A 24,038-nucleotide genomic window follows, 5' to 3' on the forward strand; every position below is an offset into this window, starting at 1 on the left:
CCGCTATTCGGCTGTGCGGCTGGCCGTGGGCCGCGACTCGGCGCGCACCGTCGTCGATCCGACGAGGCTCAGGTCGGAGAAGTACGCCAGGCCGTGGCCGTGCGTGTTGTCGGCGTCGGCCGAGACCACCACCGCCGCCACACCGGGCGTCGCGCCCTGTGCCTCGCTGCCGAAGGCGCGGCGGTAGTCGGCCAGCAGGTTGCGGCGTTCGCTCACCCAGGTGCCGGGCTGCGCGGCGGGGCCGGATTCGAGCACCACCATGTGCATGCGGTTGGTGAAGGCGTTGACCAGCATCTGACCCTTGGCCTCCTTGCCGTCCCAGACGTAGCACAGCGCCTCGCTGGGCACGTCCTCGCCCGAGACGCTGCGCGCCACGCCCAGGCGCGTGCGCTCCAGCAGCGGCAGCCGGTCGGTCGGGAAGTCGAAGAACACGCACAGCTTGGCCGCGCCGTCGTCACCCGTGCGGGTGCGCAGATCGGCGCCATCGACGAACTGGTCGACGCGCCAGCGCCAGCTGAGCACCGTCGACTCGTTCAACGGCAACTGCACGCGGTGCGACAGCAGGCCATAGGAATCGTTGGCCTCGACCTTGAGGACGCGGCGCCCGTCTTCCGAGACGACGTCGAAGTGGGTGGGCGTCTTGTTGGGCAGCGTGCTGAAGTGCCAGGGTGCGGGCGGGACCGTACCGGCGGCGGTCGAGAAGGGCGTCAGCGCATTGGGCTCCTGCGCCTGCACCAGCGGCGCAGCAAGCGCCAGGGCCAGCCCGGCACCGACCAGCAGGCCGGCGCCACGGCAGGCGGAGACGAAAACGGAAGCGATGTGCATGGACGGGCCCCGGGGTGACGCCTCGCGCTCGGGTGGCAACGAGACGGCATGGAACCGGTCGCGCGCGGGCAGCCGAAAGTGTGCCGCAGGGCCACCCACAGATAAATCCCGCAAAAGGAATTACTTTGTCTCCCGCATGGGGACAATCCGCCGCCCCTCGCGCCCTTTCTTGGGGTGCGGTAGGCATCAATCCGTCAGCGCGCGCCGGCTCTGGTCAAAGAGGTGCGGGAACCGGGCACCGCGCCGGCATCAAGCGGGGGAGGTCTCGCCTTCGCGCAAGGCCGCCTGCAGCGCGCGCGTGCCGCTGGCGAGTGCGACCTCGTAGCTGTCCGCCGGCGATTCGCCCTCGCGTACGGTGCGCATCGGCTGGCCGTTGGCGTCGGTCTGCTGGAGCTTCCAGACGAAGGCGCCGGGTTGCGGCTCCTCCACGATGAGTTTGAGAGGTTGGTGTGTCATGCACAAACCGTGATCCTCGCGGCGGGGCGCGTTTTGTCAGCCACTTCCCACACGCCTGTCGGCCAACACAGCAAATCCGGCGGCGGGCGGCTGGGCCCGCCGCCGCCCTGTATCAGCCCTTGGCCGGCTGGATCGGCACGTAGAACTCGCCGCCGCCTTCGCGGAACTCGCGCGACTTGTCGGCCATGCCCTGCGCCGCGTACTCGCGCACCTCCTGCGTGATCTTCATCGAGCAGAACTTGGGGCCGCACATCGAGCAGAAGTGCGCCACCTTGCTCGAATCCTTGGGCAGCGTCTCGTCGTGGAAGTCGCGGGCCGTGTCCGGGTCCAGGCCCAGGTTGAACTGGTCTTCCCAGCGGAACTCGAAGCGCGCCTTGCTGAGCGCGTCGTCCCGCGCACGCGCGCCCGGGTGGCCCTTGGCCACGTCCGCGGCGTGGGCCGCGATCTTGTACGCAATGATCCCCTGCTTGACGTCGTCACGGTCGGGCAGGCCCAGGTGCTCCTTGGGCGTCACGTAGCACAGCATGGCCGTGCCCATCCAGCCGATCATGGCCGCGCCGATGGCACTGGCGATGTGGTCGTAGCCGGGCGCGATGTCGATGGTCAGCGGGCCCAGCGTGTAGAACGGCGCCTCGTGGCAATGCTTGAGCTGCTCGTCCATGTTGGCCTGGATCATGTGCAGCGGAACATGGCCCGGGCCTTCGATCATGGTCTGCACGTCGTGCTTCCAGGCGATCTGCGTCAGCTCGCCCAGCGTGCGCAGCTCGGCAAACTGCGCCTCGTCGTTGGCGTCGGCACCGCAGCCGGGGCGCAGGCCATCGCCGAGCGAGAAGCTCACGTCGTAGGCCTTCATGATTTCGCAGATCTCCTCGAAGTGCTCGTAGAGGAAGCTCTCGCGGTGGTGCGCGATGCACCACTTGGCCATGATCGAGCCGCCGCGCGAGACGATGCCCGTCATGCGCTTGGCCGTCATCGGAATGAAGGGCAACCGCAGCCCGGCGTGGATGGTGAAGTAGTCCACCCCCTGCTCCGCCTGCTCGATCAGCGTGTCGCGGAAGATGGCCCAGGTCAGGTCTTCGGCCACGCCGCCCACCTTTTCGAGCGCCTGGTAGATCGGCACCGTGCCGATGGGCACCGGCGAGTTGCGCACGATCCAGTCGCGCGTGGTGTGGATGTTCTTGCCCGTGCTCAGGTCCATCACGTTGTCCGCGCCCCAGCGGATGGCCCACACCAGCTTCTCGACCTCTTCCTCGATGCTGGAGGTGACGGCCGAGTTGCCGATGTTGGCGTTGATCTTGACCTTGAAGTTGCGGCCGATGGCCATCGGCTCGACCTCGGGGTGGTTGATGTTGGCCGGGATGATGGCGCGCCCGCGCGCCACCTCGTCACGCACGAACTCGGGCGTGATGATCTTGGGAATCGACGCGCCCAGCGGGTTGCCCGCCACGCGGCGCGCGCGCTCCTCGTCGGCCAGGTACTCGGCCATCCATTCACGGCGGCCGTTCTCGCGCAGGGCCACGTACTCCATCTCGGGCGTGACGATGCCGCGGCGGGCGTAGTGCATCTGCGTGACGTTCATGCCGCTTTTGGCGCGGCGCGGCTGACGCTGCAGGGCTGCTGCCTCGGCGCGCAGCTGGGTGATTCGCTCGTGCTCCTGTGGGGCCTGCTGCTCGGCATGCTTGGCGCCGTCGTCCAGCGCCTGGCGGATGCGGCCTTCGTAGCTTTCGGTGTCGCCGCGCTCGTCGATCCAGGCCGCGCGCACGCCGGCCAGGCCGCGGCGCACGTCGATCTCGGCGTTGGGGTCGGTATAGGGGCCGGAGGTGTCGTAGAGCGACACCGTCTCGCCGTTGGTCAGGCGCACGTCGCGCACGGGCACCTGCAGGTCGGGCCGGCTGCCGGCGATGCGGCCTTTGGTGGAAGCGGGAAAGGGCTCACGCGTCAGCGCGAGCAGATGGGCGAACTTGTCGGGGGCGTTCATGGGGCGGACTCTCCAAAGCACATGGGTGGATGGATGCCCCGCCATCGGCGCCAAGGGGAATGCGGGTGAGCCCGGCCCCGCCGATGGATCGACGGACGGATGGACGGACACACGCGCCTTGGCGCTGCAGCTCTTCTTACGCTGGTACTAACCAGATCAAGTTCGCGGTTCCGGCGGTCAGGTCCGCCGTCTCAGCACGCCATACGTGCACCCCGGAGCGGGGGGGATTCTAGGCGGGGAGGGCGCGCGTGGGCCAACGGTGTGCGCAGACACGCATCGGGTCACTACATTGAAGGCGAAGTCTTTTTCAGGCTGACTCCGGACTTTGACCGATGTGTCCACCGTCAAGTCCTGTTTCTAGGAAGTACTTGAGATGAAAATTTGTATGCCTACCGGCCGGATTTGGCTAACCAACTCCAATGCAAATCGCTGGAGGTGGTATTAAAATCTCGGAGGCTTCTATTTACGGCGCGTAATATAGATCGGAATTCGATGCGCAACTATGGAGCCGTCAATGGCCAATCAAGCGCAACTGGAGCTCGCTCGAATAGTGCACGAATTTCCGGCAAGTATTCTTGCTGCCTTCTCATTTCATGAAATACCGTCAAGTGCGGAGTGCTCAACAGATCAGATTTCAAAGCATCCAATTGAGCTTCCGTTGCTCCACTCTCAAACGCGACGGCGTACTCCGTCAGCCGCGCACGAAATCCACCGAAGGCATTCTCCCTTGATGCTCGAATTACCTCCCGATTCAAGCCGAGAACATCAATAGTGAACACGGCTTTTAGCCGCTTGTCTTCAGGTATCGATTCCCTTGGCAGGAATTCAAACGTACCATCAAGCAACTCGCCATTTGGCAACTGACCGCCCAAGTCCAATTCCAAAAATTCCGTCGGGTCTTCCGTTCTTGGGTCAATAAGTGCCGACACCCCTGCTGGCGGCGGCAAGACGGCGGCATTCCTCTTGCGGAAAAATTCAATCAGTCGCCCAGCATGAATCGTTCCGTACCGATTTCGCTTTGGACCGTTGCAAGGCCCGCACGCAAAGCAGTGATTGGTCCAAACAAACGTCAAGGAGGGGAACAGTGATTTTGGACGAATGTGCTCTACTTCGTCTGCGAGCGAATCTTCGCAGTATGCGCAGCGGACGGGACCAATGCACATTTCTGCAAGCGTTTCACGAACCACCTTGAACGCCGCTCGGCTCTGTTTCGTTGAATTTCGTGCCCTCCAAAGAACATCTGCCTTAGTGACTTGCGCCTCATAGTTCGCCTCGCCATCGATCTCCTGTTGTAGATGACGAAGCACTTCTAGCGTTTCGTCAGCCAGATCCTTGTGACGAATACTCAGCATGTTTACAGCTCAACGTCTGAGGCGCGCGTTGGAAGCATTGACCTCAGTTCACTTAACCTCAGTTGCTGAGCAGAGTCTAGGTTGCCACGCAGTGCCCTTCTGTTCAGCTGCGCGAGCTCAGAAAGTAACTCTTTGGATTCATCGGACCGGGCAACGTCTCTGCCGAAAAACTCCGTTCCATAAGCATCCAGTATTGAGCCATGAATTAATCTGTTCAAGTCAACACCTTCCACTCGCTTCGCCACTTCGTCCGTGCCTGGCTCTGGCAAACGCCACACACTGTTCGCGTTCCTGCAAATGATCGGACTATGTGTAGTAACAAGGAACTGAACCATAGGAAAGCAGCGCGTAAACCATGGGCCAATTTCCTTCTGCCAAGATGGGTGCAGATGTGCATCTACCTCGTCAATTACAACAATCCCTGGCAACCTAACTACGCCGCCACCAGTGTTGAGTGCAGTAAGCATTTCAGCCACCCCATAGGCCTTCGTCATCTGGCGCAAGATCTCAAAGATCATCGACAATAATGATCTGTAGCCATCGCTCATTTGCTCCACTACCACTCGCATGCCCGCCGCATCAGTAATGACGACTTCCTCGCTTCTGACTTCTGAAACCTGTGCGCCATGAGGCAACAGATCAGAACTGTTCAAAAACTGGACTAGTCCGTCCAACAGTCGGCCGTCGTCCACGTACTCCTCGAGCTGTTTAACACGCAATTCCCTAAGCCATCTTAGGCCTTCCGTCAAAGCGACGTCTTCACCAAAGGCCGACAAATGGGACGCAAGCCTAGGATTTGAGAAGAATAGTCGGTCAAAAGCTTGATCACCACCAGTGAATCTGCGAAATGGTCCAAACGAAGCAGAGAACCATCCAGCATTTGTTCCCCAGATCGATCTAGCGGCCGTTTGCTGCCCTGTCGTTGCCTTTAACTCAAGGCGCGGCCCTCCAATTGATGTTTCAATCGGATTAAATTCAAGCGTTGCGTCAATGAGCGATGCTCGCCGACCGGTTCCGGTGAAGACATCTTTTGTGCCAGCTTCAATTTGTATTGTTATTTTACCGGGGGATGCGCCATGGCGTTGCCAAGTTGTCCAGTTCTGTCTAAGAGCCACTGCCTCCTTCGGCCCAGCCAGAGCCAAAGCGAGCGCGCGGACAACGCTTGATTTGCCAGCGCCATTCGCCCCGAGAATTACGTGCCATCCACAAGCCTCGGAAGGGGTAAATCGGAGGGTGAACTCAGATATTGCGCGAACGTTCTCGATACTTAGACGGCGTATGTACATGCTCCAATTCCTTTTCGGGCGCTCGCATTAGATTGTTTATCTTACCTCTAGCGCACCCCAACTATGGCATGGCACGAAATTTTTGGCGGGCTACGCAAGCCAGCGCAGCGCGTTGAAGCTCGCCTTAGGGCTGGGTCGGGAAACTCACCGATGGTTGACTTCAGGCGCCACTCTTCCTGACCAGCTGTAGCAAAGCAACGTGCGGAACCCTATGTGGGCAGGCTTCAGGAACTGGGCGCTGATCATTTATGTTGGCCTATTTGGCCGACCGCTAGCCCAAGCGGACGTCTCCCAACAACGGCGCCTCCCTTGCGTCTCCTTTAAAGTGACCCGCACCTCGCTCCGCAGCCTATTGGTGCTCGTTCCCGATCGCGATGAATGCCAGCGGCCGACTCAGTTCCCGGCACGCTGCAGTGATACCCCGGCCCCCGGCAGATCCAGCCGGTGCCACCCACCTACAACTCGCCCTGCGCGGCGCGGCGACGCAGGCGGTGAGGGCGTCTGCCTGATGAGCCGAGGCGGGCGGCGCCGAACTGAGCCGCCACGGTGTATCACCGCCAAGTGCCGCACAGGGACCACCGCGCGGCTAGCCGCCACAGAGGGCCCTCCGGGTAACTGCTGACCCCCCACCCCGCCCTCCCCCCTAGCATCCCCAAATCGCTCACATATTAGTGATCTGCCCCCCCGAGCGAGGCCCCAGGCAGTCACGACTCAGGAGACAGACATGGTGAAGCTATTTCGTTGCGTCCTCGCGGTCGCGCTGTCCGTGGTCGCGGGGGCCAGCCTGGCCCAGGAGGCCTATCCGTCCAAGCCGGTGCGCATCCTCATTCCCTACGCGCCCGGCGGCGGCGTGGATGCCGCGGCCCGCCTCGTGGCCCAGTCCCTGGGGACGGTGATGGGCCAGAACTTCGTCGTCGAGTCCAAGCCCGGCGGCAACACCGTGATCGCGGCCGAGGCCGTGGCGCGCGCGGCACCGGACGGCTACACGCTGCTGCTGACGGGCGGCTCCACCATGACGCTGCTGCCGCTCACGCAGGCCAAGCTGCCCTTCGTGCCGCTGAACGATTTCGCGCCGGTGGGCCAGGTGTCGCGCCTGCCCTACTTCCTGGCGGTCTCGGCCACGCAGCCCTACAAGAACGCGAAGGAACTGCTCGCCGACCCGAAGGCGCGCGACGGCGCGCTGGCCTATGCGAGCAACGGCATCGGCTCGATGGCGCACATCGGCACCGAGATGCTGATCCAGCGCGCCGGCGCCAAGATGATCCACGTGCCCTACAACGGCTTCACGCCCGCCATCGCCGATCTGGTGACGGGGCGGACCGTGATGGTGATGGCCGACCTGGCCCCGCTCAACGCGCAGATCCAGGACGGCAAGCTGCGCCCGCTGGCCGTCGCGTCCGAGAAGCGCTCGCCCTTCCTGCCGGACGTGCCGACCCTGGCCGAGGCCGGCTACCCCGGCACCGAGTTCGAGGTGTGGCTCGCGCTCTACGCGCCCGCCAAGACGCCGCGCGCCGTGGTCGACAAGCTGTCCGCCGAGTTGAACAAGGTGCTCGCCAACCCCGCCACGCGCGAGGCCTTCGTGCGCCTGGGCCACGAGGCCGACTACGCCGCGCCCGATGCCGTGCGCAAGCGCATCCAGGCCGAGCAGAGCGCCTTCGCGCCGGCGGTGCGGGCCGCCGGACTGGCCGCGCAGACCAACTGACCCCGCCCCCATGGAATTCCAACGCTCCCCCGACGACGACACCACCCCCCACACGGCCTCGCACCATCTGTTGCAGGCGCTGCTGGACCACGGCGTCGAGTACCTGTTCTGCAACCTCGGGACGGACCACGCGCCGCTCATCGAAGAGATGGCGCGGTGGCGCGAGCAAGGGCGGGCGTTGCCCCAGGTGGTGCTCTGCCCGCACGAGAACACGGCCCTGCACATGGCCGGCGGCTACGCCATCGCCACCGGTCGCGGCCAGGCGGTGCTGGTGCATGTGGATGCCGGCACGGCCAACTCGGCCATGGCCATGCACAACCTGTTCCGCGCCCGCGTGCCGGTGCTGCTGATGGCCGGCCGTGCGCCCGCCACCACCTTCAACCAGGTGGAGGGCGGGCGCGACACCTACGTGCACTTCGTGCAGGAGCCCTTCGACCAGGGCAGCGTGGTGCGTCCCTACGTCAAGTGGGAATACACGCTGCCCTGGCCGTCGATGGCGGCCGAAGTCATCGCCCGCGCGCACTCGGTGATGCAGAGCGATCCACCGGGCCCCGTGTACCTGATGCTGCCGCGCGAGATGCTGGCCGCGCCCTGCCCGCCGCAGGAGCTGCATCCCTTTCCGGCGGCCAGCCACCGGCCCGTGAAGGCCGGTGGCGCGCATCCGGCGCCGATCCAGCAGATCGCGGAAAAGCTCGTCGCCAGCGAAGACCCGCTGCTGGTCACCGCCTACGCCGGCCGCCATCCGCGCACGCCCAGCCTGGTGGAGGCGCTGGCGCGGCTCGTCGGCATGCGCGTGTGCGAGTTCAACAGCGTGCACCTGAACATCCGCCGCGACAGCCCCTGCTTTGCCGGCTACCTGCCCGGCACCTTCGCCGAGAAGGCCGACGTCGGCCTGATGCTGGACGTCGACGTGCCCTGGGTGCCGAAGACCACGCGCGTCAACCCGAACGCCTGGTGGGCGCAGATGGACCTCGACGCCATCAAGCGCGACATGCCGATGTGGGGCTTTGCGACCCACGCGCGCATCGAGGGCGACAGCGAACTGCTGCTGGCCCAGCTGATCGACGCGGTGAAGGCGCTCGCCACACCGGCCTTCGAGGCGCGGGTGGCCGAGCGGATGAGGAAGCTCGAACGCGAGCATGCCGAGCGCCAGCGCAGGATCGACGCCGCGGCGCAGGCGCCCGGCGAGCGCGGTGCCATCAACCCGGCCCACCTGTGCGCCGCCATCCATCGGGCGCTGGACAGCCGCGACACGGTGCTCAACGAAGGCATCCGCAACACGCTCACGGTGTTCGACCAGGTGCCCCGCAACGAGCCGGGCACGCTGCTGGGGCTGCCGGGCGGGGGACTGGGCTTTTCGGCCGGCACCGCGCTGGGCGTGAAGCTGGCACGGCCCGACGCCCGCGTGGTGCATTTCGTGGGCGACGGCACCTTCTACTTCAGCAATGCCACCTCCACCCTGGCCGTGGCACGGGAGTACGGCCTGCCGATCTTCACCGTCGTGCTCGACAACGGCGGCTGGTCCGCGGTGAAGGAAGCCACGCTGCGCATGTACCCCAAGGGCCGGGCCTTCGCGACGGATGAGTACGCGTCGGTGCTGCCCACCGGCATGGACTTCGCCGGCGTGGCCGAGGCGGCGGGTGCCCACGGCGAGCGGCTGGTCGATCCGGCCGATGTCGAGGCGGCCGTCGCCCGCTGCATCCGCGCGCTGGACGAAGGGCGCAGCGCCTTGCTGCACGCGCGCATCGCGCCGCTCTGAGGGGCGCTGAGCAAGGGGGCTCCAGTACCATCCGGGCGACCCGCAGGCCGCCCCATCGGGAGGCCGCCCGACCGAAGCCGCATCTTGACGAACAAGCCCGCCGCCCGCAGCAGCCAGCGTCGACCCTCCCCCGCCCCTTCAGCCCGTGCGCAGCCGCGGCGCAACCTTCCCTTGCTGCTGCTGCAGGTGCGCGCTGCCATCGTGGGCCGCTTCCGCCATGTGCTCAAGAAGACGGGCCTGACGGAGCAGCAGTTCCGCATCCTTCGCGCGCTCCATGTGCGCGGCACGCTGGAGCCCCGGGAGCTTTGCGCCATCTGCCATATCTCCAGCCCCAGCCTGAGCGGCGTGCTCGCGCGCATGGAAGGCGTGGGACTGGTGCAGCGCGAGCGACACCCGGACGACCAGCGCCGGCAGCATGTGTCGCTCTCGCGCCGGGCGCAGCAGATGTTCGCGGACGTGAGCGAGGACATGGAGGCCGTCTACCAGGAACTCGAAGCGGCCCTGGGCCCGGCCTTCGTGGACCAGATGTACGCCATGTGCGACACGGTGCTGGAGGTGCTCAAGGGTCCGGAGGGCGAGGCGCCGGCCGAGGACGACGCCTGAAGACGGCACCGGCCTGATCTGCCCGCCTCGATAAGGACAAGCCGCAACGTACCGCCGCCGGCGGCCGCTCGGCCAGTGCCCGGCACCTCAGCCCTGCAGCCCCGCCACGTGCTCATTCACGATCGCAATGAACGCCCGCAACCGGTTCAGCCGCCGCAGGTCGCGGTGGTAGCCCATCCAGATCTCCCGGGCGGGCGGCTCTTCCGGTAGTTGCAGCCGGCGCAGGCCGCCCACCTGGTTGCCCACCACCTGCGGCAGCACGGCGATGCCGATGCCGTGGCTGCTCATGCGGGCCTGCACGTTGCGGTTGTTCGATGCCAGAAGCGGCCGGGCGTTGGGAAAGCGGGTCTTCAGCCACGCGATGTCCGGGAACTGGCCGGTCGAGGTGTCGTGCGTGATGAGCCGAAAGCCGGTGCCGTCGCCGAACACCGGGTCGGCTGAGGCCGTCGCGACGTAGACGCCGTAGGGCAGGCGCACCAGCTTGCGCTGCACCACGTCGGGCGCGTTGAAGGGGACGATCCGGAACGCGATGTCGGCCTCCCGCTGCGCCAGGTTGAACAGGCGCGTGCCGGTCAGCACTTCAAGATCGACGCGCGGGTACGACCGGGCGTAGTCCGCAATGATCGGCGGCAGGACGAAGGCGCCGAACCAGTCGGCCGACGAGATCCGCAGGCTGCCCTGCAGCTTTTCTTCCCCGCCCGCCAGGCGCCGCTGCATGGCGAGCGCACCCTCCTCCATCTGCTCGGCCAGCGCCACGATGCCGGCGCCCTCGTCGGTGGGCACGAAGCCGTCCGCGGTGCGCTGGAACAGCGTATGGCCCACGGCCTGCTCCAGCGCCCGTAGCCGGCGCCCGATGGTCGGATGGCTCAGCTGCAATGCGCGTGCGGCACCGCCCAGGGTGCCCGCGCGCACCACGGCCAGGAAGATGCGCACATCGCTCCACTCCACGGCACGACCCTTTCAGAAATGAACGGGCAGCGTACAGCAATGTCAGTTGTCGAACAGATTCAGATCGCTAGATTCCTTCCATGCCGGCGCCTCGGCTGGCTCACCGCATCGAAAGGAAAAGCATGCAGAAGAAGACCTGGTTGATCACCGGCTGCTCGGCGGGCCTGGGCCGCGCCCTGGCCGAGGCGGTGGCCGCACGCGGCGACCGGCTGGTGGCCACCGCACGGTCCGTCGCCGCGCTGGACGACCTGCGCCAGCGCTACCCGGAGACCGTGCAGGTGGTCGCGCTCGACGTCACCCGCCCCGGTGACGCCGCGCAGGCTGTCGCGCTGGCCGAGCGCACCTTCGGCGGCCTGGACGTTCTGGTCAACAACGCGGGCGTCGGCTTCATCGGCGCCATCGAGGAAGGCGAGCCGCACGAGTACCGGCCGGTCTTCGAGATCAATGTGTTCGGCCTGATCGAGACCACCCGCGCCGCGCTGCCGGCGCTGCGCCAGCGCCCAGGGGCGCGCATCGTCAACCTGTCGTCCGGCGCCGGCATCGCGGGCTCGGCCGGCTCGGGCTTCTACAACGCGACCAATTTCGCGGTGGAAGGGCTCTCCGAAGCGCTGGCCGAAGAGCTCGCGCCCCTGGGCGTGAAGGTGCTCATCGTGGAGCCCGGGCCCTTCCGCACCGAGTTCCTGGGACGTTCGATGGCCACGGCGGCCCGCCGGATCGACGCCTATGCGCAGACGGCCCATGCCCGGCGCGACTACCGCGAACGCAACGACGGCAGGCAGGCCGGCGATCCGGCCAAGGCCGTCGCCGTCATGCTGCAGGCCGTCGACGCCGACAACCCGCCGCTGCACCTGCCGCTGGGGCCGGCGGCGCACCGGACGGCTGCCCGCAAGCTGAAGGCCTTCCGTGCGGACATCGCCGCATGGCGCGACCTGTCCATCGCGACCGACTTCACGCAGCAAGACTGAGGGCCGGGTCATGACAGTCACAAAGGCTCGGTCCACATGAAGGTGGCCATGAACCTTTCGACATCCGGGCAAGGCGACGGCGCCGATGCCCGCCGATGGCTGGCCCTGTGCGTGCTGCTGGCCGGCACGCTGCTGCCGCCGCTGGACTTCTTCATCGTCAACGTGGCGCTGCCCGCCATCCAGTCCGACCTGCAGGCGACGCCTTCGCTGGCCCAGCTGGTCGTGTCGGTGTACGCGGCGGCCTATGCCGTGACGCTGATCCTCGGCGGGCGGCTGGGCGACCTGTATGGGCGCAAGCGCATGTTCATCGCTGGGATGCTGGGCTTCGGCGTGGCGTCGGCGCTGTGCGGGTTCGCGCCCTCGCCGGGCGTGCTGGTCGCGGGCCGGCTGCTGCAGGGCATCAGCGCGGCGGTGATGGCGCCGCAGTCGCTGGCGTCCATCCATGCCATCTTCCCGGCCGGGGAGAAGTCGCGTGCGCTCGGCATGTACGGCGCCACCTTCGGCGCGGCCTCGGTGGCCGGCCAGCTGCTGGGCGGCCTGCTGGTGGCGGCCGACCTCTTCGGGCTGGGGTGGCGCACGGTCTTCCTGATCAACCTGCCGGTCATCGCGCTGGCGATTCCAGCGGCTATCGCCTGGGTGCGCGACAGCCGCTCCGAACAGGCAGCGCGCCTGGACATCGTGGGCGCACTGCTGCTGGCCGCCGGCCTGCTCGCGCTGGTGGCGCCCCTCATCGAGGGGCGCGAGCGAGGCTGGCCCGCATGGTGCATCGGCGTGCTGGCGCTCGCGCTGCCGCTGCTGCTCGCCTTCTGGCGTTGGGAGCAGCGCAAGGAGCGGGACGGCGGCACGCCGCTGGTGCCGCCCGCCGCGCTGGCCTCGCCGGGCCTGCGGCGCAGCTTGGCGGCTGCGTTCTTCTTCTACACCCTCGCGCCCTTCTTTCTGGTGTTCGCCGTCTATGAACAGAGGGGGCTGGGCCACGACCCGCTGACCGCGGGGCTGGCGGTGCTGCCGCTGGGCATCGGCTTCCTGCTCGGCCCGCTCAGCAGTGCGGCCGTGGCACGACGGCTGGGCGCCGGCACGGCGGCATTCGCCATGGGCCTGGAGGTGGTGGGCGTGCTGGCCGCCGCGGGTCTGGCCTGGGTCGATGCGCCGGCGTGGCTGCCGGCGCCGCTGTTCCTCATCGGGCTCGGCCAGGGCATGGCGCTGCCCGCGCTGGTGCGGCTGAACGTGGACCACGTGGATGCACGCTGGGCCGGCCTGGCGGCCGGCATGGTCAATGCCACGCTGCAGATCAGCGCGGCGGTGTCGACCGCCATCATCGGCGGCCTGTTCTTTGCGCTGTCTTCGCACGGCGCCGGCCCCACGGCGGTGAAGGCGGCCTTTCCGATGGCGCTGCTGGTGATCGCTGCGGGACTGGCGCTGGGGGCGGTCCTGAGCCGGGAGGCGCGGGCGGCGCCTTGAGGTCGCGGCGTGCGCCCGCTCAACAACAGCGCACGGCCGGGCGTGGCTGCGTCACGGCAAGCGCCCCACCCGGGGTTCCATCAGCACGCCGAGCGTCTCCCGCAGGCGCCGGATTCGCCGCTCGTTCTTCAGCGTCCTGCGGCCCCGCCCATAGATGGACGCCTTGAGCACCAGCCGCAGCTGCTCGCGCTGCAGCCGGCGCTTCAGCCGCCGCGCGCGGCGGCCGTATTCGCGGCCGATGGCACGCCGGGCGCGCAGGCGCTCCAGCGGGTTGCCCAGGCGCTCGCGCTCGTCGTCGGCCAGCAGGTCGCGCTCGGGCACCAGCGCCTCGGCCTGGGCATGCAGGTAGGCGCCGGTCTCGCGCGTGGCGGCGCGCCAGATCAGGACCGCGGCCAGCAGCAGGGGCAGGCCCTTGGTCACCATCAGCAGGCTCACGCCCAGATTGCTGTTGGGGAACCAGCTTTCCAGCCAGGGCGAGTTCCAGACGAAGTGCATGGCCCAGGCCAGCCCGAAGCAGGCCACGGCCACACCCACGCGCACCGGCCGGCTGCGCTCGGTGTGCCGCAGGTACCAGGCCACGCCATAGGCGGCCACCGCGCTGAAGGCGGCGTGGGTCCACGGGCCCGACAGCACCCCGCGGCTGAGCAGGTTCCACAGCACCGGGTAGACCTGGTTCTCCAGCGGGAAGTTGATGGCCGCGCGCACGGTGTACGCCAGGTTCTCGACCACCTGGAAACCCAGCCCGGCCATGGCGCCGACGATGAGCACCGACAGCTCGGTGCGGAACTGCCGGCGCGCCATCTGCACCAGCAGCAGCACGCCCGCGAGCTTGAGGAATTCCTCGGTGATGGGGCCGGCCAGGGCCGGTCCCCAGGTGGCGGCGAATTCGGGCGAGACCTGCTTGGCCGCCAGGCTCTGGATGGCACGGTTGGCCGGCGCCGCCAGCGTGGGCGCGGCCAGGCCGCCCCAGGCGAAGGCCAGGCCGTACGCCGCGGGCCGGTGCTGCGCCAGCAGGTCCATGGCGCCGAAGGCGGCCATGAAGAGCCGGGCATACAGCGCCCACGCCAGCGTGGCCAGCAGCGCCGCCACCGGCACCACGCGCAGGCCCGACAGGTAGAGCTGGCCCATGGACCACAGCCCGAGCAGCAGTAGCGCCACCATCAGCCAGAAGGCGGCGCGCCGCGGCTGGAAGAAGGGCTCCTCGGCCTCGAAGGCCTGCAGGCGCGCCAGGGCCTTCGGCTCATGGGCGGATGGGGGTGAAGGCGCGGCCGGCACGACAAGCGGTCTCATGCGGCGCCCAGGTCCATCGAGGCCAGCATGTCCTGCGCCTCGGTCAGCGCCTGCGCGCCGGCGTCGGTGTCCTGGTTGGGTCCGTAGAAGTCGACGGTGACGACGGTGGCACGCGCCTCGTCCATCACCAGCCACAGCCGGCCGCTCATGCGCGCGCCGTAGTAGGCAAAGGTGGTGCCCTGCAGGCCCCAGTCGGTGAAGAAGCCCGACGGCTCGCCTTCCACGCGCAGGCGGTAGCCGCGCTCCAGCAGCCGCTGCTCGCGCCGCAGCAGGCCGTCGGCGTCGCCATGCCAGGCGGCGGTCTGCACCGAAAAGCTGTGGCCGCTCTTGACCAGCACCAGCGACTGGCCGGGCCGCGAGCGGGCCACGTCCATCTGCCAGCCTGGCGCCGGCACGAAGCGGGCCGGGCCGATGGTGAGCGGCTGTCCCTGGGCCACGGCCCGCGCGCTCGGCGTGAGCTGGTCCCACAGCTGCAGGCCGCCCACGTACAGCACCATGGCCGCGGCCAGGGCGAGCGTGGCGGGCCAGGTGGACTGGCCAGGGCGAGGAGCGGCAGGCATGCCGGCGATGCTGCCATGGCCGGACTGCACGGTGCTGACGCGGGGTGGCGAGGTCATGGGAGCAGGCGTGCAACGCGCATGCCAGCGGCCGTAAGAACGCTCATGCCCTCTCGGTCTCCAGGTGCGCGTCGCAGCCCTTGCCGGCGGCGATGTAGCGCCGGGCCAGGCGCGCCAGCAGCGGGGCGGCGCGCCGCAGTGGGCGCGGCAACCAGCGCTCGGGCTCCACGATCAGGCCGCAGCGGTAGACCTGCGCCCCGCCCTGCCAGACCAGCGCGGCGCAGGCCCCCTGCGTGCGACGGCTGGCCACGATGCCCAGCGGACAGGGCGCATGCGCACAGCACACGCCGCAGCCGTTGCACGGGGCGCCGTAGGGCGGCTTCTCCGGCGCTTCGGGCTGCAGGTGGATGACGCGGTGGGGTCGGGGGTCGCCCATGGTGGCTGGGGCAAGGCGGCGAGGGCGGCGGCGCGACGGACGCGGGGCAGAGGCCGGGCTCAGCGGCCGGTCCAGGCGGCCAGCAGAGCGGGCAGCCGAGCCATGTCCTCGAACGTGGTCGCCGCGCCCACCGACAGCAAGGCCTGGCTGCCGCTGTGGCCCGGCCCGCCCGGGCTATAGCCGAAGACCGTGGCGCCCGCGGCCACGCCGGCGGTGGCGCCGGTGACGGTGTCTTCCACCACGGCGCAGCGCGCGGCCGGCACGCCCAGAGCGGCGGCGGCGGCCAAGTACACGTCGGGATGCGGCTTGCTGCGCGGCGTCTCGTGGCCACTGAAGATGCGGCCTTCGAACAGGTCCAGCAGGCCGACCTTGGCCAGTTGCAGCTCGACCTTGCGCCGGTCGGCGCCCGAGGCGCAGGCGATGCGCCCGTCCAGTTGGCGGTGCAGCTCGCGCACCGCCGCAACCGCGCCGGGAATGGCGACCAGCTCGCGTTCCAGCGCCTCGTTGCGTCGGGCCCAGAAGCGGTCGAGCCAGGCGCGGTCGATGCGCACACCAGTGCGCTGGTAGATCAGCTCGGCCTCGTCCTTGACCGCCTTGCCGATAAAGACCTGCATCGCCTCTTCCTCGGTGATGGGCCAGCCCAGTTCGTGGAGCATGGCCACCAGCACGCGGTGGGTGATCGGCTCGGAATCGACCAGAACGCCGTCGCAGTCGAAAAGCACGGCGTCGAAGGGAAAGGAGGGGAGAGTGGCGGACATCGGGAGACGGCATGCACGAACGGGATGCATGGTGGCTGAAACAGAGCCGCCAGCTTAGCCGGCTGCCGTTACCTCAAGCACGGATTTTGCGCCATCGCACACCAAAGAAGCACCGGAAACAACACGACGGTTCCGAGGATCAACGCCCCGTCCGCCAACACAGTCACTGGCGTTGCTGCTACCTTTAGAGCGGTCCCAGCAGCTGAGGACCTCTCAGTCACGCTCACGATGTACTCCCGCCTGAATTTCTGGCTGGCCGGACCCTTAAATTGATCAGTTGAATAGCGGGTGCCCTTCATTGCCACAGTTGCCTTCCAGCCGCCGCCAGTCAGCACGAAGCCTGAGCTCTCCACCAGTCGCTGCTGTGCAGGATCAAGGTCTGGCTTTAGCTCGAGATTGATCTTGCCTGTCACCGTGCTGCCGCCCTCCACTTCGAATTCCTCGAACTCGGCGTCGCGCGCAGCGCCGTGCAAGGCGGGAGCCAACATTGCCCTCAGTGCGGGAGGAGCCGCGAACACGTAGTGATAGCTCTGGCCAAGGATGACCAAGCTGCTGCCATCCTGGTTAGCAAAGAAACCGTTTATCTGTTCCCAGTAAGTGTTTTGCTTGTACATGTGCTCAGTGATGCAGCCGGACAGCCCGACCATGGCAATGCCCGCGGCAGCAAGCACGTGGCGTCGATTCAAGTTCATTGGTGTGGATCCTCCATATCGCGTCGCGATGCGTTGCATCGCGGCGGCCCTGCGGAATTCCTCGGCTCCGCCGTTAAGCGCTGCCAGCCTGGGCGGGTGCCGGACCCTGGCGCGTCGCGTCCACACGGCTGCGCAACGGTACTTCCGTTGCCTCGATGTGGAATGGCAGGGGCGGACTATCCGGGCTGGCCAAAGCAGGCGCAAGGAACTACGCCGCAGCCGGCCGCAGATGATCTTGCTTCCAGAAACGGGGCAGATGCACGCGCTGCAGCGCCCCTGGCGCTCGATTCCCGTCAGTCGACATGTTGGCTGTGAGTCACTCAACCCGTTCGCCCTGAGCTTGTCGAAGGGCTTTTGTCAGGTTTCGACAAGCTCAGCCCGAACGGACTTCGGTGAACTGCCTGGCAGTGCGCCTGGGCCTCGGGGTCAGGGGCCTCGGTCTGCGGTTCAGGCCCTCAGCGCTGCGCCGGCACCTCGCGCTGCGGCGGCCCGTCGTAAGTGGGCTGGTACTGCCGCGGAATCGGGCCCTTGATGCGCACATCCTGTGCGGTCTGCTCCCACGCATGCGCCAGCACGCCCACCGAGCGGGACAGGCAGAACAGCCCGCGCGCCAGCGGCGCTGGAAAGCCCAGCTCGGCATAGATGACGGCGGTGGCGCCGTCGATGTTCATGGGAATGGGCTTGCCCTTGGCGGCCGACAGGCGCGCCTCGACCGCGCGACCGATGCGGGCGAAGCGCCCGTCGACCTCGCCGGCCGCCGCGGCCTCGTCCACCAGCGCCAGCAGCGGCGCCGAGCGCGGGTCCACCGGATGGAAGCGGTGGCCGAAGCCCGCCACCACCTTGCCGCGCGCGGCGATGAAGGCGTCCAGGCCCTCCTGCACGGCGCGGTCCTCATCGGTGCCGGCGTCCATTCGGGCGGCGATGTCCTCGTACAGCTCCACCGCCTGCTCGCCCGCGCCGCCGTGCACGTCGCCCAGCACGTTGACGGCCGAGGCCATGGCGCTGTTCAGGCCCACGCCGCAGGTGGCGGCCATGCGCGCGATGGCAATGCTGGGCGCCTGCGGGCCGTGGTCCACGGCGGCCATCAGCGCGGCCTCCAGCAGCGCGGCCTGGCCGGGCGTGGGCAGGTCGCCGCGGGTCATCAGCCAGATCATCTGGGCCAGGCTCACGCGCTCGCGGATCAGGTCCTGGATCGGGTAGCCGCGGTAGCGGATCACGCCGGGCGACATGTCGATGATGGAGGTGCGCCACCAGTCCTCGGTGGTGCGGCGGGCGTCGGGGGCGGGCTTGGCGCCGGGGGCAGAAGCGCCAGCCGGCAGAGATGCGGGATCGGTCATATGGCTTGTTCGTCTTGCAGTTGCGCGATCTCCCCGGCCGAGTAGCCGAGGCTGGCCAGGATCTCCGTGGAATGCTGGCCCAGCGTGGGCGGCGGCGTGTCCACACGCGGCGCCTGGCCGTCGATCTTGAAGCCGGTGCGCACCACGCGGATGTCGCGGCCCACGCCCGGCACGTCGTCGAAGCGGCCGATCATGCCGCGGCCGGCCACCTGCGGATGCGCCAGCGCCTCGCCCACGGTGTAGACCGGCCCCGCCGGCACGCCGGCCTGGTTGAGCAGCGGCCACCAGGCCTCGGTGGTGCGCGCGGCCAGGGCCGCTTCAAGCTGGGTCTTGAGTTCGGCGCGGTGCTGCAGACGGCCCTGGCGTTCGCAAAAGCGCGGGTCCTGCGGCAGGTCGGGCCGCTCCACCACGCGGCACAGGGCCTCGAACTGCTCCTGCTTGTTGGCGGCGATGTTGAGCAGCCCGTCGGCCGTGCGGAAGGTGCCGGAGGGGCTGGCGGTGAAGTTGTCGTTGCCCATGGGCTGCGGCGCGCGGCCGGCGATCAGATGGTTGGAGACCACCCAGCCCATGGTCGCCATCACCGCCTCGAGCATGGAGACGTCGATGAAGGTGCCGCCGGTGCGCTGCCGGTCGGCCAGGGCCGCAGCGATGGCGAAGGCCGCCGTCATGCCGCCGATGGTGTCGGCCATCGGATAGCCCACACGGTAGGGCGCGTTGTCGGGCGCGCCGGTGATGCTCATGGTGCCCGACATGCCCTGGATGATCTGGTCATAGGCCGGCAGGTCGCGCAGCGGGCCGTCCTGGCCGAAGCCGGAGATGGCGCAGTAGACGAGGCGCGGGTTCTCGGCCAGCAGCGACTCGTAGCCCAGGCCCAGGCGCTGCATCACGCCGGGGCGGAAGTTCTCCACCAGCACGTCGGCGCTGCGCACCAGGCGGCGCAGCACCTCCTTTCCGGCGGGCTTCTTGAAGTCGACGGTGATGGAGCGCTTGCCCGGGTTCTGCGCCAGGAAGGAGACGCCCATGTGGCGGCGATTGAGTTCCGGGTCGGCGCCGAGCTGCCGGGCCAGGTCGCCGCCCTGGCGGCTTTCCACCTTGATGACGTCGGCGCCCATGTGGGCCAGCTGGTGGCAGGCGAAGGGCCCGGCCAGCACATTGGTGAGATCGAGGACGCGGATGCCCTGCAACGAAGCACCCATCCTTCAATCCACCCGCGCGCCAGACTCGCGCACGGCTGTGCCCCAGCGCGCCTGCTCGCTCTTCATGAAGGCGCCCAGCTCGGCCGGCGTGCCGCCGCGGGCCGCGCTGCCTTCGTCGCGCAGGCGGGCGATCACGTCGGGGCGCTTGAGCGCGGCATTGGCCACGGCGTTGAGCGCCTCCACCGCCTCGGCCGGCGTGCCGGCGGGCGCCACCAGGGCCTTCCAGTCCTCGGCGACGAAGCCGGGGTAGCCCGACTCGGCCACCGTCGGCACGTCGGGCAGCACCTCGATGCGCTGGCCCGAGGTCACGGCCACGGCGCGCAGCTTGCCGGCCTTGACCATCGAGATGACGCTGGGCGGCGTGGCGAAGTAGATGTCGGTCTGGCCGCCCAGCATGTCGGTGATCGCCGGACCGGCGCCCTTGTACGGCACATGCATCACCTGGATGCCGGCGCGGCGCGCGAACATCTCGCCGGCCACATGACCCACCGTACCGGTGCCGGCCGAGGCCATGGTCAGCTGGCGGCTCTTGGATTGGGTCTTGAGGTCGGCCAGGGTGTGGATGGCCGAGTCGGCGCGCACCACCAGCACCACCGGCTGCGAGGCCAGCAGCACCACGGGCGCGAAGTCCTTGGCCGCATCGAAGGGCATGCGGCTGTAGAGCGCGGGGTTGATCGCCAGGTTGGCCGTCTGGCCGGCGCCGAAGGTGTAGCCGTCCTTGCGGGCCTTGGCCACGGCGTCCAGGCCGATGTTGCCGCCCGCGCCCGGCTTGTTGTCGATGACGAAGTTCCAGCGCGTGTCCTTGGCCGTGATCTCGTTGACCACGAGCCGCGTGAGCACGTCCGTTCCGCCGGCCGGCGGAAAGGGCACCACGATCTTGACGGGCTGGGTGGGAAAGCCGGCCTGCGCGGCGGCCAGGGCGCCGTGCAGCGCCAGCGTGGCGCAGAGCGCCAGACGATGGAAAGTCTTCAAGGGGAGTCTCCTGGGTCGATGGTTGTTCTGTTAGACAGAACTCAAATCTGTCAGACAGAACTCTAGGTCGTCTCATCTGCTTGGGCTATCGGGTTAACCCTTGGCACATCCCGCGCAAAAGAGCCGGAGCGCTGGCATGTCACACTTCGCGCCGCTCCCGCGAACCGACCTCTTCTGCCCCGCTGCCGCCATGACCGACGACGCTGCCTCCTCTTCCGCCGACGCCCCCGAGTCCAGCGGCGTGGCCGTTCTCGACCGGGCCTTTGCGCTACTGGCCGCCTTCGACGCAGACAGCCCGCGGCTGACCCTGTCGGAGCTGTCGCGCCGCACGGGCCTGTACAAGAGCACGGTGCTGCGCCTGCTCGGGGCGCTGGAGCACGGCGGCTTCGTGCGCCGCCTGCCCGATGGGCAGTACGCCATTGGGCCGCAGCCGCTGCGGCTGGCAGCGGTGTACCAGCGCTCCTTCCAGGTGGGGCATGTGATCGAGCCGCTGCTGGAGCAGCTGAGTGCCGCCAGCGGCGAGACGGCCTCCTTCTACGTGCGACACGGTCTGCAGCGGGTGGCGCTGTTCCGCGTGGAGCCCGCGCGTTCGGTGCGTGCCTCGGTGCAGGTCGGCCAGGGCTACGCCATCGGCCAGGGCGCCTCGGGCAAGGTGCTGATGGCCTTCGGCCTGCAGGACGAGCCCGATCTGCCCGAACTGCCGGAAGGCGACGCGATCCGCGAACGGCTGTGGGCCACCTCCTGGGGCGAGCGCGACCCCGAGACGGCCTCCGCAGCCGCCCCGGTGTTCGGCGTGGGCGGCGCGCTGCAGGGCGTGCTGGCCATCTCGGGCCCGCGCCAGCGGCTCGAACAGGGCGACACCATGCGCAGCGCCTGTCGTCAGGTGCTGGAGGCCGCGCGCAACGCCACCGCGGCGCTGGGCGGCAACGTGAGCGGCTTTACCACCAGCCTGGCTGCGCTGGCCGTGACTGGAGACACCGCCCACCTTTTGCGCAACCCAACCAATGCACAACACCTTCTCCGCGCTATCGAACAACTCGACGGCGGACGTGCCAAGCGTCTCTCACCGAAGGAGTGAGGCGGGTCCGGACCCATACGGCCGTCCGGCACTGAACGGAACGCCGCGCGGGCGCCTGCCTCAGGGCGGACTGACCGGCGCGCGCGAGGCCGCCATGTCCGGCGCCACGTGCAGCCCCCGCATCATCTCGGTCATCCACGTCACCAACAGCGCGCCGTAGGCCTTGCGCCAAGCTTCCTTGGACAGCGCATGGTCCGCGCCCGAGATCACCCGGTAGGTGACCGAGCGCACGGCGCGAAAGGAACCCAGGTAGTTGGCAATGACCGGATGTGGCACGGTGCTGTCGTGCTCGGACTCGACCACCAGCACGTCGCCGCGGAAGGCCTCGCAGGCCCCCAGCGCGCGGTTGGCCTCGGGCGCGATGGCGGTCAGGCGATAGGCCGCCAGGTCGCTGCGGCTGAGCTGGCCCTTGGGCACTTCCCAGTCCTCGTCGCGGTAGAGCGCGGGCGCGCGCATGGCCAGCCAGCGCACCGGCCGCAGGGCCGTGACCAGCGCCGCCAGGTAGCCGCCGTAGCTGCTGCCGACGATGGCGATGGCGGTGGGATCGACGGCGGGATGGCCGGCCAGCGTGTCGTAGGCCGCCAGCACGTCGCGCAGGTTGTCCTCGCGCGTCACGTCCAGCCGCTGCGCGGCGTGGCGGGCGTGGCCGCGCAGGTCGAAGGTGAGGCACACGCAGCCGAGTGCGGCGATCTCGCGGGCCCGGGCCAGGTACTGCTCCTGACTGCCGTCCCAGCCGTGCACCAGGAGCACGCCGGGCACCTTGGCCGCGGCCACCAGGGTGCCGTCGATCTTCTGATCGTCGACGGCGATCTGCAGGGTCTCAAGCTGGGTCTGCATCGGGAAGGATCAGCGCATAGCGGGTGATGAGGCCCACGCTCGGGTCCACATCCCGGTAGTAGATCTGCGCGCCCGCGGGCGGCTCTTCTGCGCCATAGCACTCGCCACTGGCGGCGCGCAGGCGCTGCAGGGTGGGGTCGGCATGGAAGCGCTCCAGTGCGGCGATCTCTGCGCTGGTGGCGCCGCCCAGGCGCCAGGACTGCTCCAGCACGCCCGATCGCCACTGGCCGTGCACGTCCATGCCCTGGGCCACGTCGTAGTTGATGCGCGAGGCGAAGAAGCCCTCGTAGCAGCGCTCCACCGCCGCGTGGTAGCTGCGGGCCTGCGCCACGGCCAGCCGCAGGGCGTCGGGCAGGAAGGGCTCCGCCATCAACACGTCCAGGCCGCCGCGCACTAGCGTGAGCTGCGAGCCGCCATACACCGCCTCGCCCTGGTTGTCGTAGGTCAGCCGCTGGTGGCCGTAGTAGCTCAGCACCAGGCTGCCGACAATGACCTGGCCCACGCTCACCGTGTCGGGATGGCGGAGGTTCTCTTCCAGCACCACGCCGTCGGCGGCGATGGCGGGCTCGCCCAGCGCTTCCAGCTGGCGGTCCAGCGACTCGGTGTCGTGGGCCACGCTCTGGCCCCGACCGGCCGTGCCACGCACGGCCTTCACCCGCACGGGGCCGCGGGCCAGCATCATCCGGCCCGCTCGCTGCGCCTCGGCCAGGCTGAAGGCGGTGTAGCCGTGCAGCACCGCATCGGCCGACTGCGCGGCAAAGTCGGTCGACCAGCCTTCGGGCCGCGCCGCATCCGCATCGACCAGCGGATGGGTGATGGCCTTGGTGGCGACGAAGGAATGGGGAACGACGCCGCCGAACAGGTCGTGCGGGCCATGGATGCCCGCGGTCTGGGCGTCGGCGGTCGTGAGGGTGTCGTTGGGCACCACGTACTGCGGTGCGCCGACAGGACGCTGCGGATCGAAGTCCCCGGCAAAGCGGTAACCCTTCAGGCCCGCCAGCCGTTGGGCGAAGTCGGTGCGGGCGGCGCGCTCGTGGGCGCTGTCGTAGCCGCGGCCCGGCACATGCCAGAGCCAGGTTTCGCCCGGCGGGGTGCCCGGCGCGGGCATCAGCGGAGGGGCGAGGCCCTCCTCGAAATCCAGTTGGGGCATCGGTGCTCTCCAGTGTCCGGTGGCCATGGAGCGATGCTGCGAAGGCGGCCGGCGGGCCGCGTAGGTGATTTCAGGCAGTGAGCGTCGGCCACGGGGCGGCGGCGGGCGGGCGGGCGCCCCAGCCGTCGCGCATGAGGCGGCGCACGGCGCCGGGCGAATCGCCCACGCGCTCCACGGCCAGGCGCAATAGCGATTCGGTGACGCCGAATTCGCCCATCCAATAGCTCACGTCGCCCCGGCAGTCGAGGTGGATGCGCTCGGGGTGCTGGAGCACGCTGCCGGGGAACACGGCACTTTGCAGGGTAGTCATGGCTGTCTCCGTCGGACCTGGATGTAGAGCACCATGATGAGGCGCGACGCCTCACAAGGCAGCAGGCATCGGCCGGCTGCCCTGAAGGACGCC

23 protein-coding genes and 1 riboswitch are annotated in these 24,038 nt (G+C 68.5%); of the genes, 6 read left to right on the forward strand and 17 right to left on the reverse strand.

Features of this window, described 5'->3' with window-relative positions:
• Positions 1-3 precede the first annotated feature (3 nt).
• The 5 genes from DFR41_RS24245 to DFR41_RS24260 all read right to left on the reverse strand — a co-directional run bounded on the left by DFR41_RS24245 (position 4) and on the right by DFR41_RS24260 (position 5,897).
• A complete protein-coding gene (locus tag DFR41_RS24245) occupies positions 4-825 on the reverse strand; it encodes a DUF3047 domain-containing protein (RefSeq protein ID WP_114804615.1) in 822 nt (273 codons plus the stop codon).
• Positions 826-1,074: 249 nt separating this feature from the next.
• Positions 1,075-1,281 carry a hypothetical protein gene (locus tag DFR41_RS24250; RefSeq protein ID WP_114804616.1) on the reverse strand — a complete coding sequence of 69 codons (207 nt, stop codon included), beginning with the start codon at positions 1,279-1,281 and terminating at the stop codon, positions 1,075-1,077.
• A 112-nt stretch (positions 1,282-1,393) separates the two neighbouring features.
• Positions 1,394-3,259, reverse strand: a complete 1,866-nt coding sequence (gene thiC / locus DFR41_RS24255; protein ID WP_114804617.1) for a phosphomethylpyrimidine synthase ThiC — start codon at positions 3,257-3,259, stop codon at positions 1,394-1,396.
• A gap of 116 nt (positions 3,260-3,375) precedes the next feature.
• A riboswitch (TPP riboswitch) is annotated at positions 3,376-3,484 on the reverse strand.
• Positions 3,485-3,759: 275 nt separating this feature from the next.
• The gene (locus tag DFR41_RS27535; RefSeq protein ID WP_147284424.1) at positions 3,760-4,611 is read right to left on the reverse strand and encodes an HNH endonuclease family protein; all 852 of its coding nucleotides are present in this window, start codon (positions 4,609-4,611) and stop codon (positions 3,760-3,762) included.
• Between the two features lie 2 nt (positions 4,612-4,613).
• The gene (locus tag DFR41_RS24260; protein ID WP_114804618.1) at positions 4,614-5,897 is read right to left on the reverse strand and encodes an AAA family ATPase; all 1,284 of its coding nucleotides are present in this window, start codon (positions 5,895-5,897) and stop codon (positions 4,614-4,616) included.
• A 724-nt stretch (positions 5,898-6,621) separates the two neighbouring features.
• Here DFR41_RS24260 and DFR41_RS24265 point away from each other — a divergent pair.
• The 3 genes from DFR41_RS24265 to DFR41_RS24275 all read left to right on the forward strand — a co-directional run bounded on the left by DFR41_RS24265 (position 6,622) and on the right by DFR41_RS24275 (position 9,961).
• Positions 6,622-7,599, forward strand: a complete 978-nt coding sequence (locus tag DFR41_RS24265; protein ID WP_114804619.1) for a Bug family tripartite tricarboxylate transporter substrate binding protein — start codon at positions 6,622-6,624, stop codon at positions 7,597-7,599.
• Between the two features lie 10 nt (positions 7,600-7,609).
• Complete coding sequence (locus DFR41_RS24270) at positions 7,610-9,358, forward strand: thiamine pyrophosphate-requiring protein (protein WP_114804620.1); 1,749 nt, start codon at positions 7,610-7,612, stop codon at positions 9,356-9,358.
• Between the two features lie 84 nt (positions 9,359-9,442).
• Entirely contained in the window at positions 9,443-9,961 is a 519-nt protein-coding gene (locus tag DFR41_RS24275) for a MarR family transcriptional regulator (protein ID WP_114804621.1), read from the forward strand.
• An 87-nt stretch (positions 9,962-10,048) separates the two neighbouring features.
• Here DFR41_RS24275 and DFR41_RS24280 read toward each other — a convergent pair whose 3' ends face one another.
• Positions 10,049-10,909: a LysR family transcriptional regulator gene (locus tag DFR41_RS24280; protein ID WP_114804622.1), complete on the reverse strand. Its 861-nt coding sequence runs from the start codon at positions 10,907-10,909 to the stop codon at positions 10,049-10,051.
• A gap of 122 nt (positions 10,910-11,031) precedes the next feature.
• Between DFR41_RS24280 and DFR41_RS24285 the strand changes: the two genes are divergently transcribed.
• The gene (locus tag DFR41_RS24285) at positions 11,032-11,874 is read left to right on the forward strand and encodes an oxidoreductase (protein ID WP_114804623.1); all 843 of its coding nucleotides are present in this window, start codon (positions 11,032-11,034) and stop codon (positions 11,872-11,874) included.
• A 48-nt stretch (positions 11,875-11,922) separates the two neighbouring features.
• On the forward strand, positions 11,923-13,332 hold the full coding sequence (locus tag DFR41_RS24290; protein WP_114804678.1) for an MFS transporter: 1,410 nt from the start codon (positions 11,923-11,925) through the stop codon (positions 13,330-13,332).
• Positions 13,333-13,383: 51 nt separating this feature from the next.
• Here the strand turns inward: DFR41_RS24290 and DFR41_RS24295 are convergent, their stop codons facing one another.
• The 8 genes from DFR41_RS24295 to DFR41_RS24330 form a co-directional block, all read right to left on the reverse strand.
• Positions 13,384-14,622, reverse strand: coding sequence for a PrsW family intramembrane metalloprotease (locus DFR41_RS24295; protein ID WP_114804624.1), 1,239 nt, complete (start codon positions 14,620-14,622; stop codon positions 13,384-13,386).
• Positions 14,619-15,239: a hypothetical protein gene (locus DFR41_RS24300; protein WP_017761286.1), complete on the reverse strand. Its 621-nt coding sequence runs from the start codon at positions 15,237-15,239 to the stop codon at positions 14,619-14,621. Before DFR41_RS24300 ends, DFR41_RS24295 begins: the two co-directional genes overlap by 4 nt.
• A 43-nt stretch (positions 15,240-15,282) precedes the next feature.
• Positions 15,283-15,615 carry a hypothetical protein gene (locus DFR41_RS24305; RefSeq protein ID WP_114804625.1) on the reverse strand — a complete coding sequence of 111 codons (333 nt, stop codon included), beginning with the start codon at positions 15,613-15,615 and terminating at the stop codon, positions 15,283-15,285.
• Between the two features lie 59 nt (positions 15,616-15,674).
• Positions 15,675-16,373, reverse strand: a complete 699-nt coding sequence (locus tag DFR41_RS24310; RefSeq protein ID WP_114804626.1) for an HAD family hydrolase — start codon at positions 16,371-16,373, stop codon at positions 15,675-15,677.
• Between the two features lie 68 nt (positions 16,374-16,441).
• Positions 16,442-17,065 (reverse strand): hypothetical protein, encoded by a 624-nt coding sequence (locus DFR41_RS24315; RefSeq protein ID WP_114804627.1) that lies wholly within the window; start codon positions 17,063-17,065, stop codon positions 16,442-16,444.
• 455 nt (positions 17,066-17,520) lie between these two features.
• Positions 17,521-18,294: a citryl-CoA lyase gene (locus DFR41_RS24320; protein WP_244917864.1), complete on the reverse strand. Its 774-nt coding sequence runs from the start codon at positions 18,292-18,294 to the stop codon at positions 17,521-17,523.
• 104 nt (positions 18,295-18,398) lie between these two features.
• Positions 18,399-19,598, reverse strand: a complete 1,200-nt coding sequence (locus tag DFR41_RS24325) for a CaiB/BaiF CoA transferase family protein (RefSeq protein WP_114804629.1) — start codon at positions 19,596-19,598, stop codon at positions 18,399-18,401.
• 3 nt (positions 19,599-19,601) lie between these two features.
• Positions 19,602-20,570, reverse strand: coding sequence for a Bug family tripartite tricarboxylate transporter substrate binding protein (locus DFR41_RS24330; RefSeq protein WP_114804630.1), 969 nt, complete (start codon positions 20,568-20,570; stop codon positions 19,602-19,604).
• A 190-nt stretch (positions 20,571-20,760) separates the two neighbouring features.
• Here DFR41_RS24330 and DFR41_RS24335 point away from each other — a divergent pair, with 190 nt between their 5' ends.
• Entirely contained in the window at positions 20,761-21,648 is an 888-nt protein-coding gene (locus tag DFR41_RS24335; RefSeq protein WP_017759711.1) for an IclR family transcriptional regulator domain-containing protein, read from the forward strand.
• Between the two features lie 60 nt (positions 21,649-21,708).
• Here the strand turns inward: DFR41_RS24335 and DFR41_RS24340 are convergent, their stop codons facing one another.
• The 3 genes from DFR41_RS24340 to DFR41_RS24350 form a co-directional block, all read right to left on the reverse strand.
• Positions 21,709-22,485 carry an alpha/beta hydrolase family protein gene (locus tag DFR41_RS24340; protein WP_114804631.1) on the reverse strand — a complete coding sequence of 259 codons (777 nt, stop codon included), beginning with the start codon at positions 22,483-22,485 and terminating at the stop codon, positions 21,709-21,711.
• Complete coding sequence (locus DFR41_RS24345) at positions 22,469-23,635, reverse strand: DUF3182 family protein (protein ID WP_170159460.1); 1,167 nt, start codon at positions 23,633-23,635, stop codon at positions 22,469-22,471. The genes DFR41_RS24340 and DFR41_RS24345 overlap by 17 nt, the downstream gene beginning before the upstream one ends.
• 70 nt (positions 23,636-23,705) lie before the next feature.
• Entirely contained in the window at positions 23,706-23,945 is a 240-nt protein-coding gene (locus tag DFR41_RS24350) for a DUF3606 domain-containing protein (protein ID WP_114804633.1), read from the reverse strand.
• Between the last annotated feature and the right edge of the window lie 93 nt (positions 23,946-24,038).

It is taken from the genome of Pseudacidovorax intermedius, from assembly GCF_003350475.1.
GTDB classification, from domain to species: domain Bacteria; phylum Pseudomonadota; class Gammaproteobacteria; order Burkholderiales; family Burkholderiaceae_C; genus Xenophilus; species Xenophilus intermedius.

Excerpts from the sequence above, each read along its gene's own strand:
- DFR41_RS24340 (WP_114804631.1), bottom strand. The coding sequence starts at position 22,485 with ATGCAGACCCAGCTTGAGACCCTGCAGATCGCCGTCGACGATCAGAAG.
- DFR41_RS24270 (WP_114804620.1), top strand. The coding sequence starts at position 7,610 with ATGGAATTCCAACGCTCCCCCGACGACGACACCACCCCCCACACGGCC.
- DFR41_RS24245 (WP_114804615.1), bottom strand. The coding sequence starts at position 825 with ATGCACATCGCTTCCGTTTTCGTCTCCGCCTGCCGTGGCGCCGGCCTG.
- DFR41_RS24250 (WP_114804616.1), bottom strand. The coding sequence starts at position 1,281 with ATGACACACCAACCTCTCAAACTCATCGTGGAGGAGCCGCAACCCGGC.
- DFR41_RS24315 (WP_114804627.1), bottom strand. The coding sequence starts at position 17,065 with ATGAACTTGAATCGACGCCACGTGCTTGCTGCCGCGGGCATTGCCATG.
- DFR41_RS27535 (WP_147284424.1), bottom strand. The coding sequence starts at position 4,611 with ATGCTGAGTATTCGTCACAAGGATCTGGCTGACGAAACGCTAGAAGTG.
- DFR41_RS24320 (WP_244917864.1), bottom strand. The coding sequence starts at position 18,294 with ATGTCGCCCGGCGTGATCCGCTACCGCGGCTACCCGATCCAGGACCTG.
- DFR41_RS24350 (WP_114804633.1), bottom strand. The coding sequence starts at position 23,945 with ATGACTACCCTGCAAAGTGCCGTGTTCCCCGGCAGCGTGCTCCAGCAC.
- DFR41_RS24260 (WP_114804618.1), bottom strand. The coding sequence starts at position 5,897 with ATGTACATACGCCGTCTAAGTATCGAGAACGTTCGCGCAATATCTGAG.
- DFR41_RS24335 (WP_017759711.1), top strand. The coding sequence starts at position 20,761 with ATGACCGACGACGCTGCCTCCTCTTCCGCCGACGCCCCCGAGTCCAGC.
- thiC (WP_114804617.1), bottom strand. The coding sequence starts at position 3,259 with ATGAACGCCCCCGACAAGTTCGCCCATCTGCTCGCGCTGACGCGTGAG.
- DFR41_RS24265 (WP_114804619.1), top strand. The coding sequence starts at position 6,622 with ATGGTGAAGCTATTTCGTTGCGTCCTCGCGGTCGCGCTGTCCGTGGTC.
- DFR41_RS24310 (WP_114804626.1), bottom strand. The coding sequence starts at position 16,373 with ATGTCCGCCACTCTCCCCTCCTTTCCCTTCGACGCCGTGCTTTTCGAC.
- DFR41_RS24325 (WP_114804629.1), bottom strand. The coding sequence starts at position 19,598 with ATGGGTGCTTCGTTGCAGGGCATCCGCGTCCTCGATCTCACCAATGTG.
- DFR41_RS24300 (WP_017761286.1), bottom strand. The coding sequence starts at position 15,239 with ATGACCTCGCCACCCCGCGTCAGCACCGTGCAGTCCGGCCATGGCAGC.
- DFR41_RS24305 (WP_114804625.1), bottom strand. The coding sequence starts at position 15,615 with ATGGGCGACCCCCGACCCCACCGCGTCATCCACCTGCAGCCCGAAGCG.
- DFR41_RS24295 (WP_114804624.1), bottom strand. The coding sequence starts at position 14,622 with ATGAGACCGCTTGTCGTGCCGGCCGCGCCTTCACCCCCATCCGCCCAT.
- DFR41_RS24290 (WP_114804678.1), top strand. The coding sequence starts at position 11,923 with ATGAACCTTTCGACATCCGGGCAAGGCGACGGCGCCGATGCCCGCCGA.
- DFR41_RS24345 (WP_170159460.1), bottom strand. The coding sequence starts at position 23,635 with ATGCCCCAACTGGATTTCGAGGAGGGCCTCGCCCCTCCGCTGATGCCC.
- DFR41_RS24285 (WP_114804623.1), top strand. The coding sequence starts at position 11,032 with ATGCAGAAGAAGACCTGGTTGATCACCGGCTGCTCGGCGGGCCTGGGC.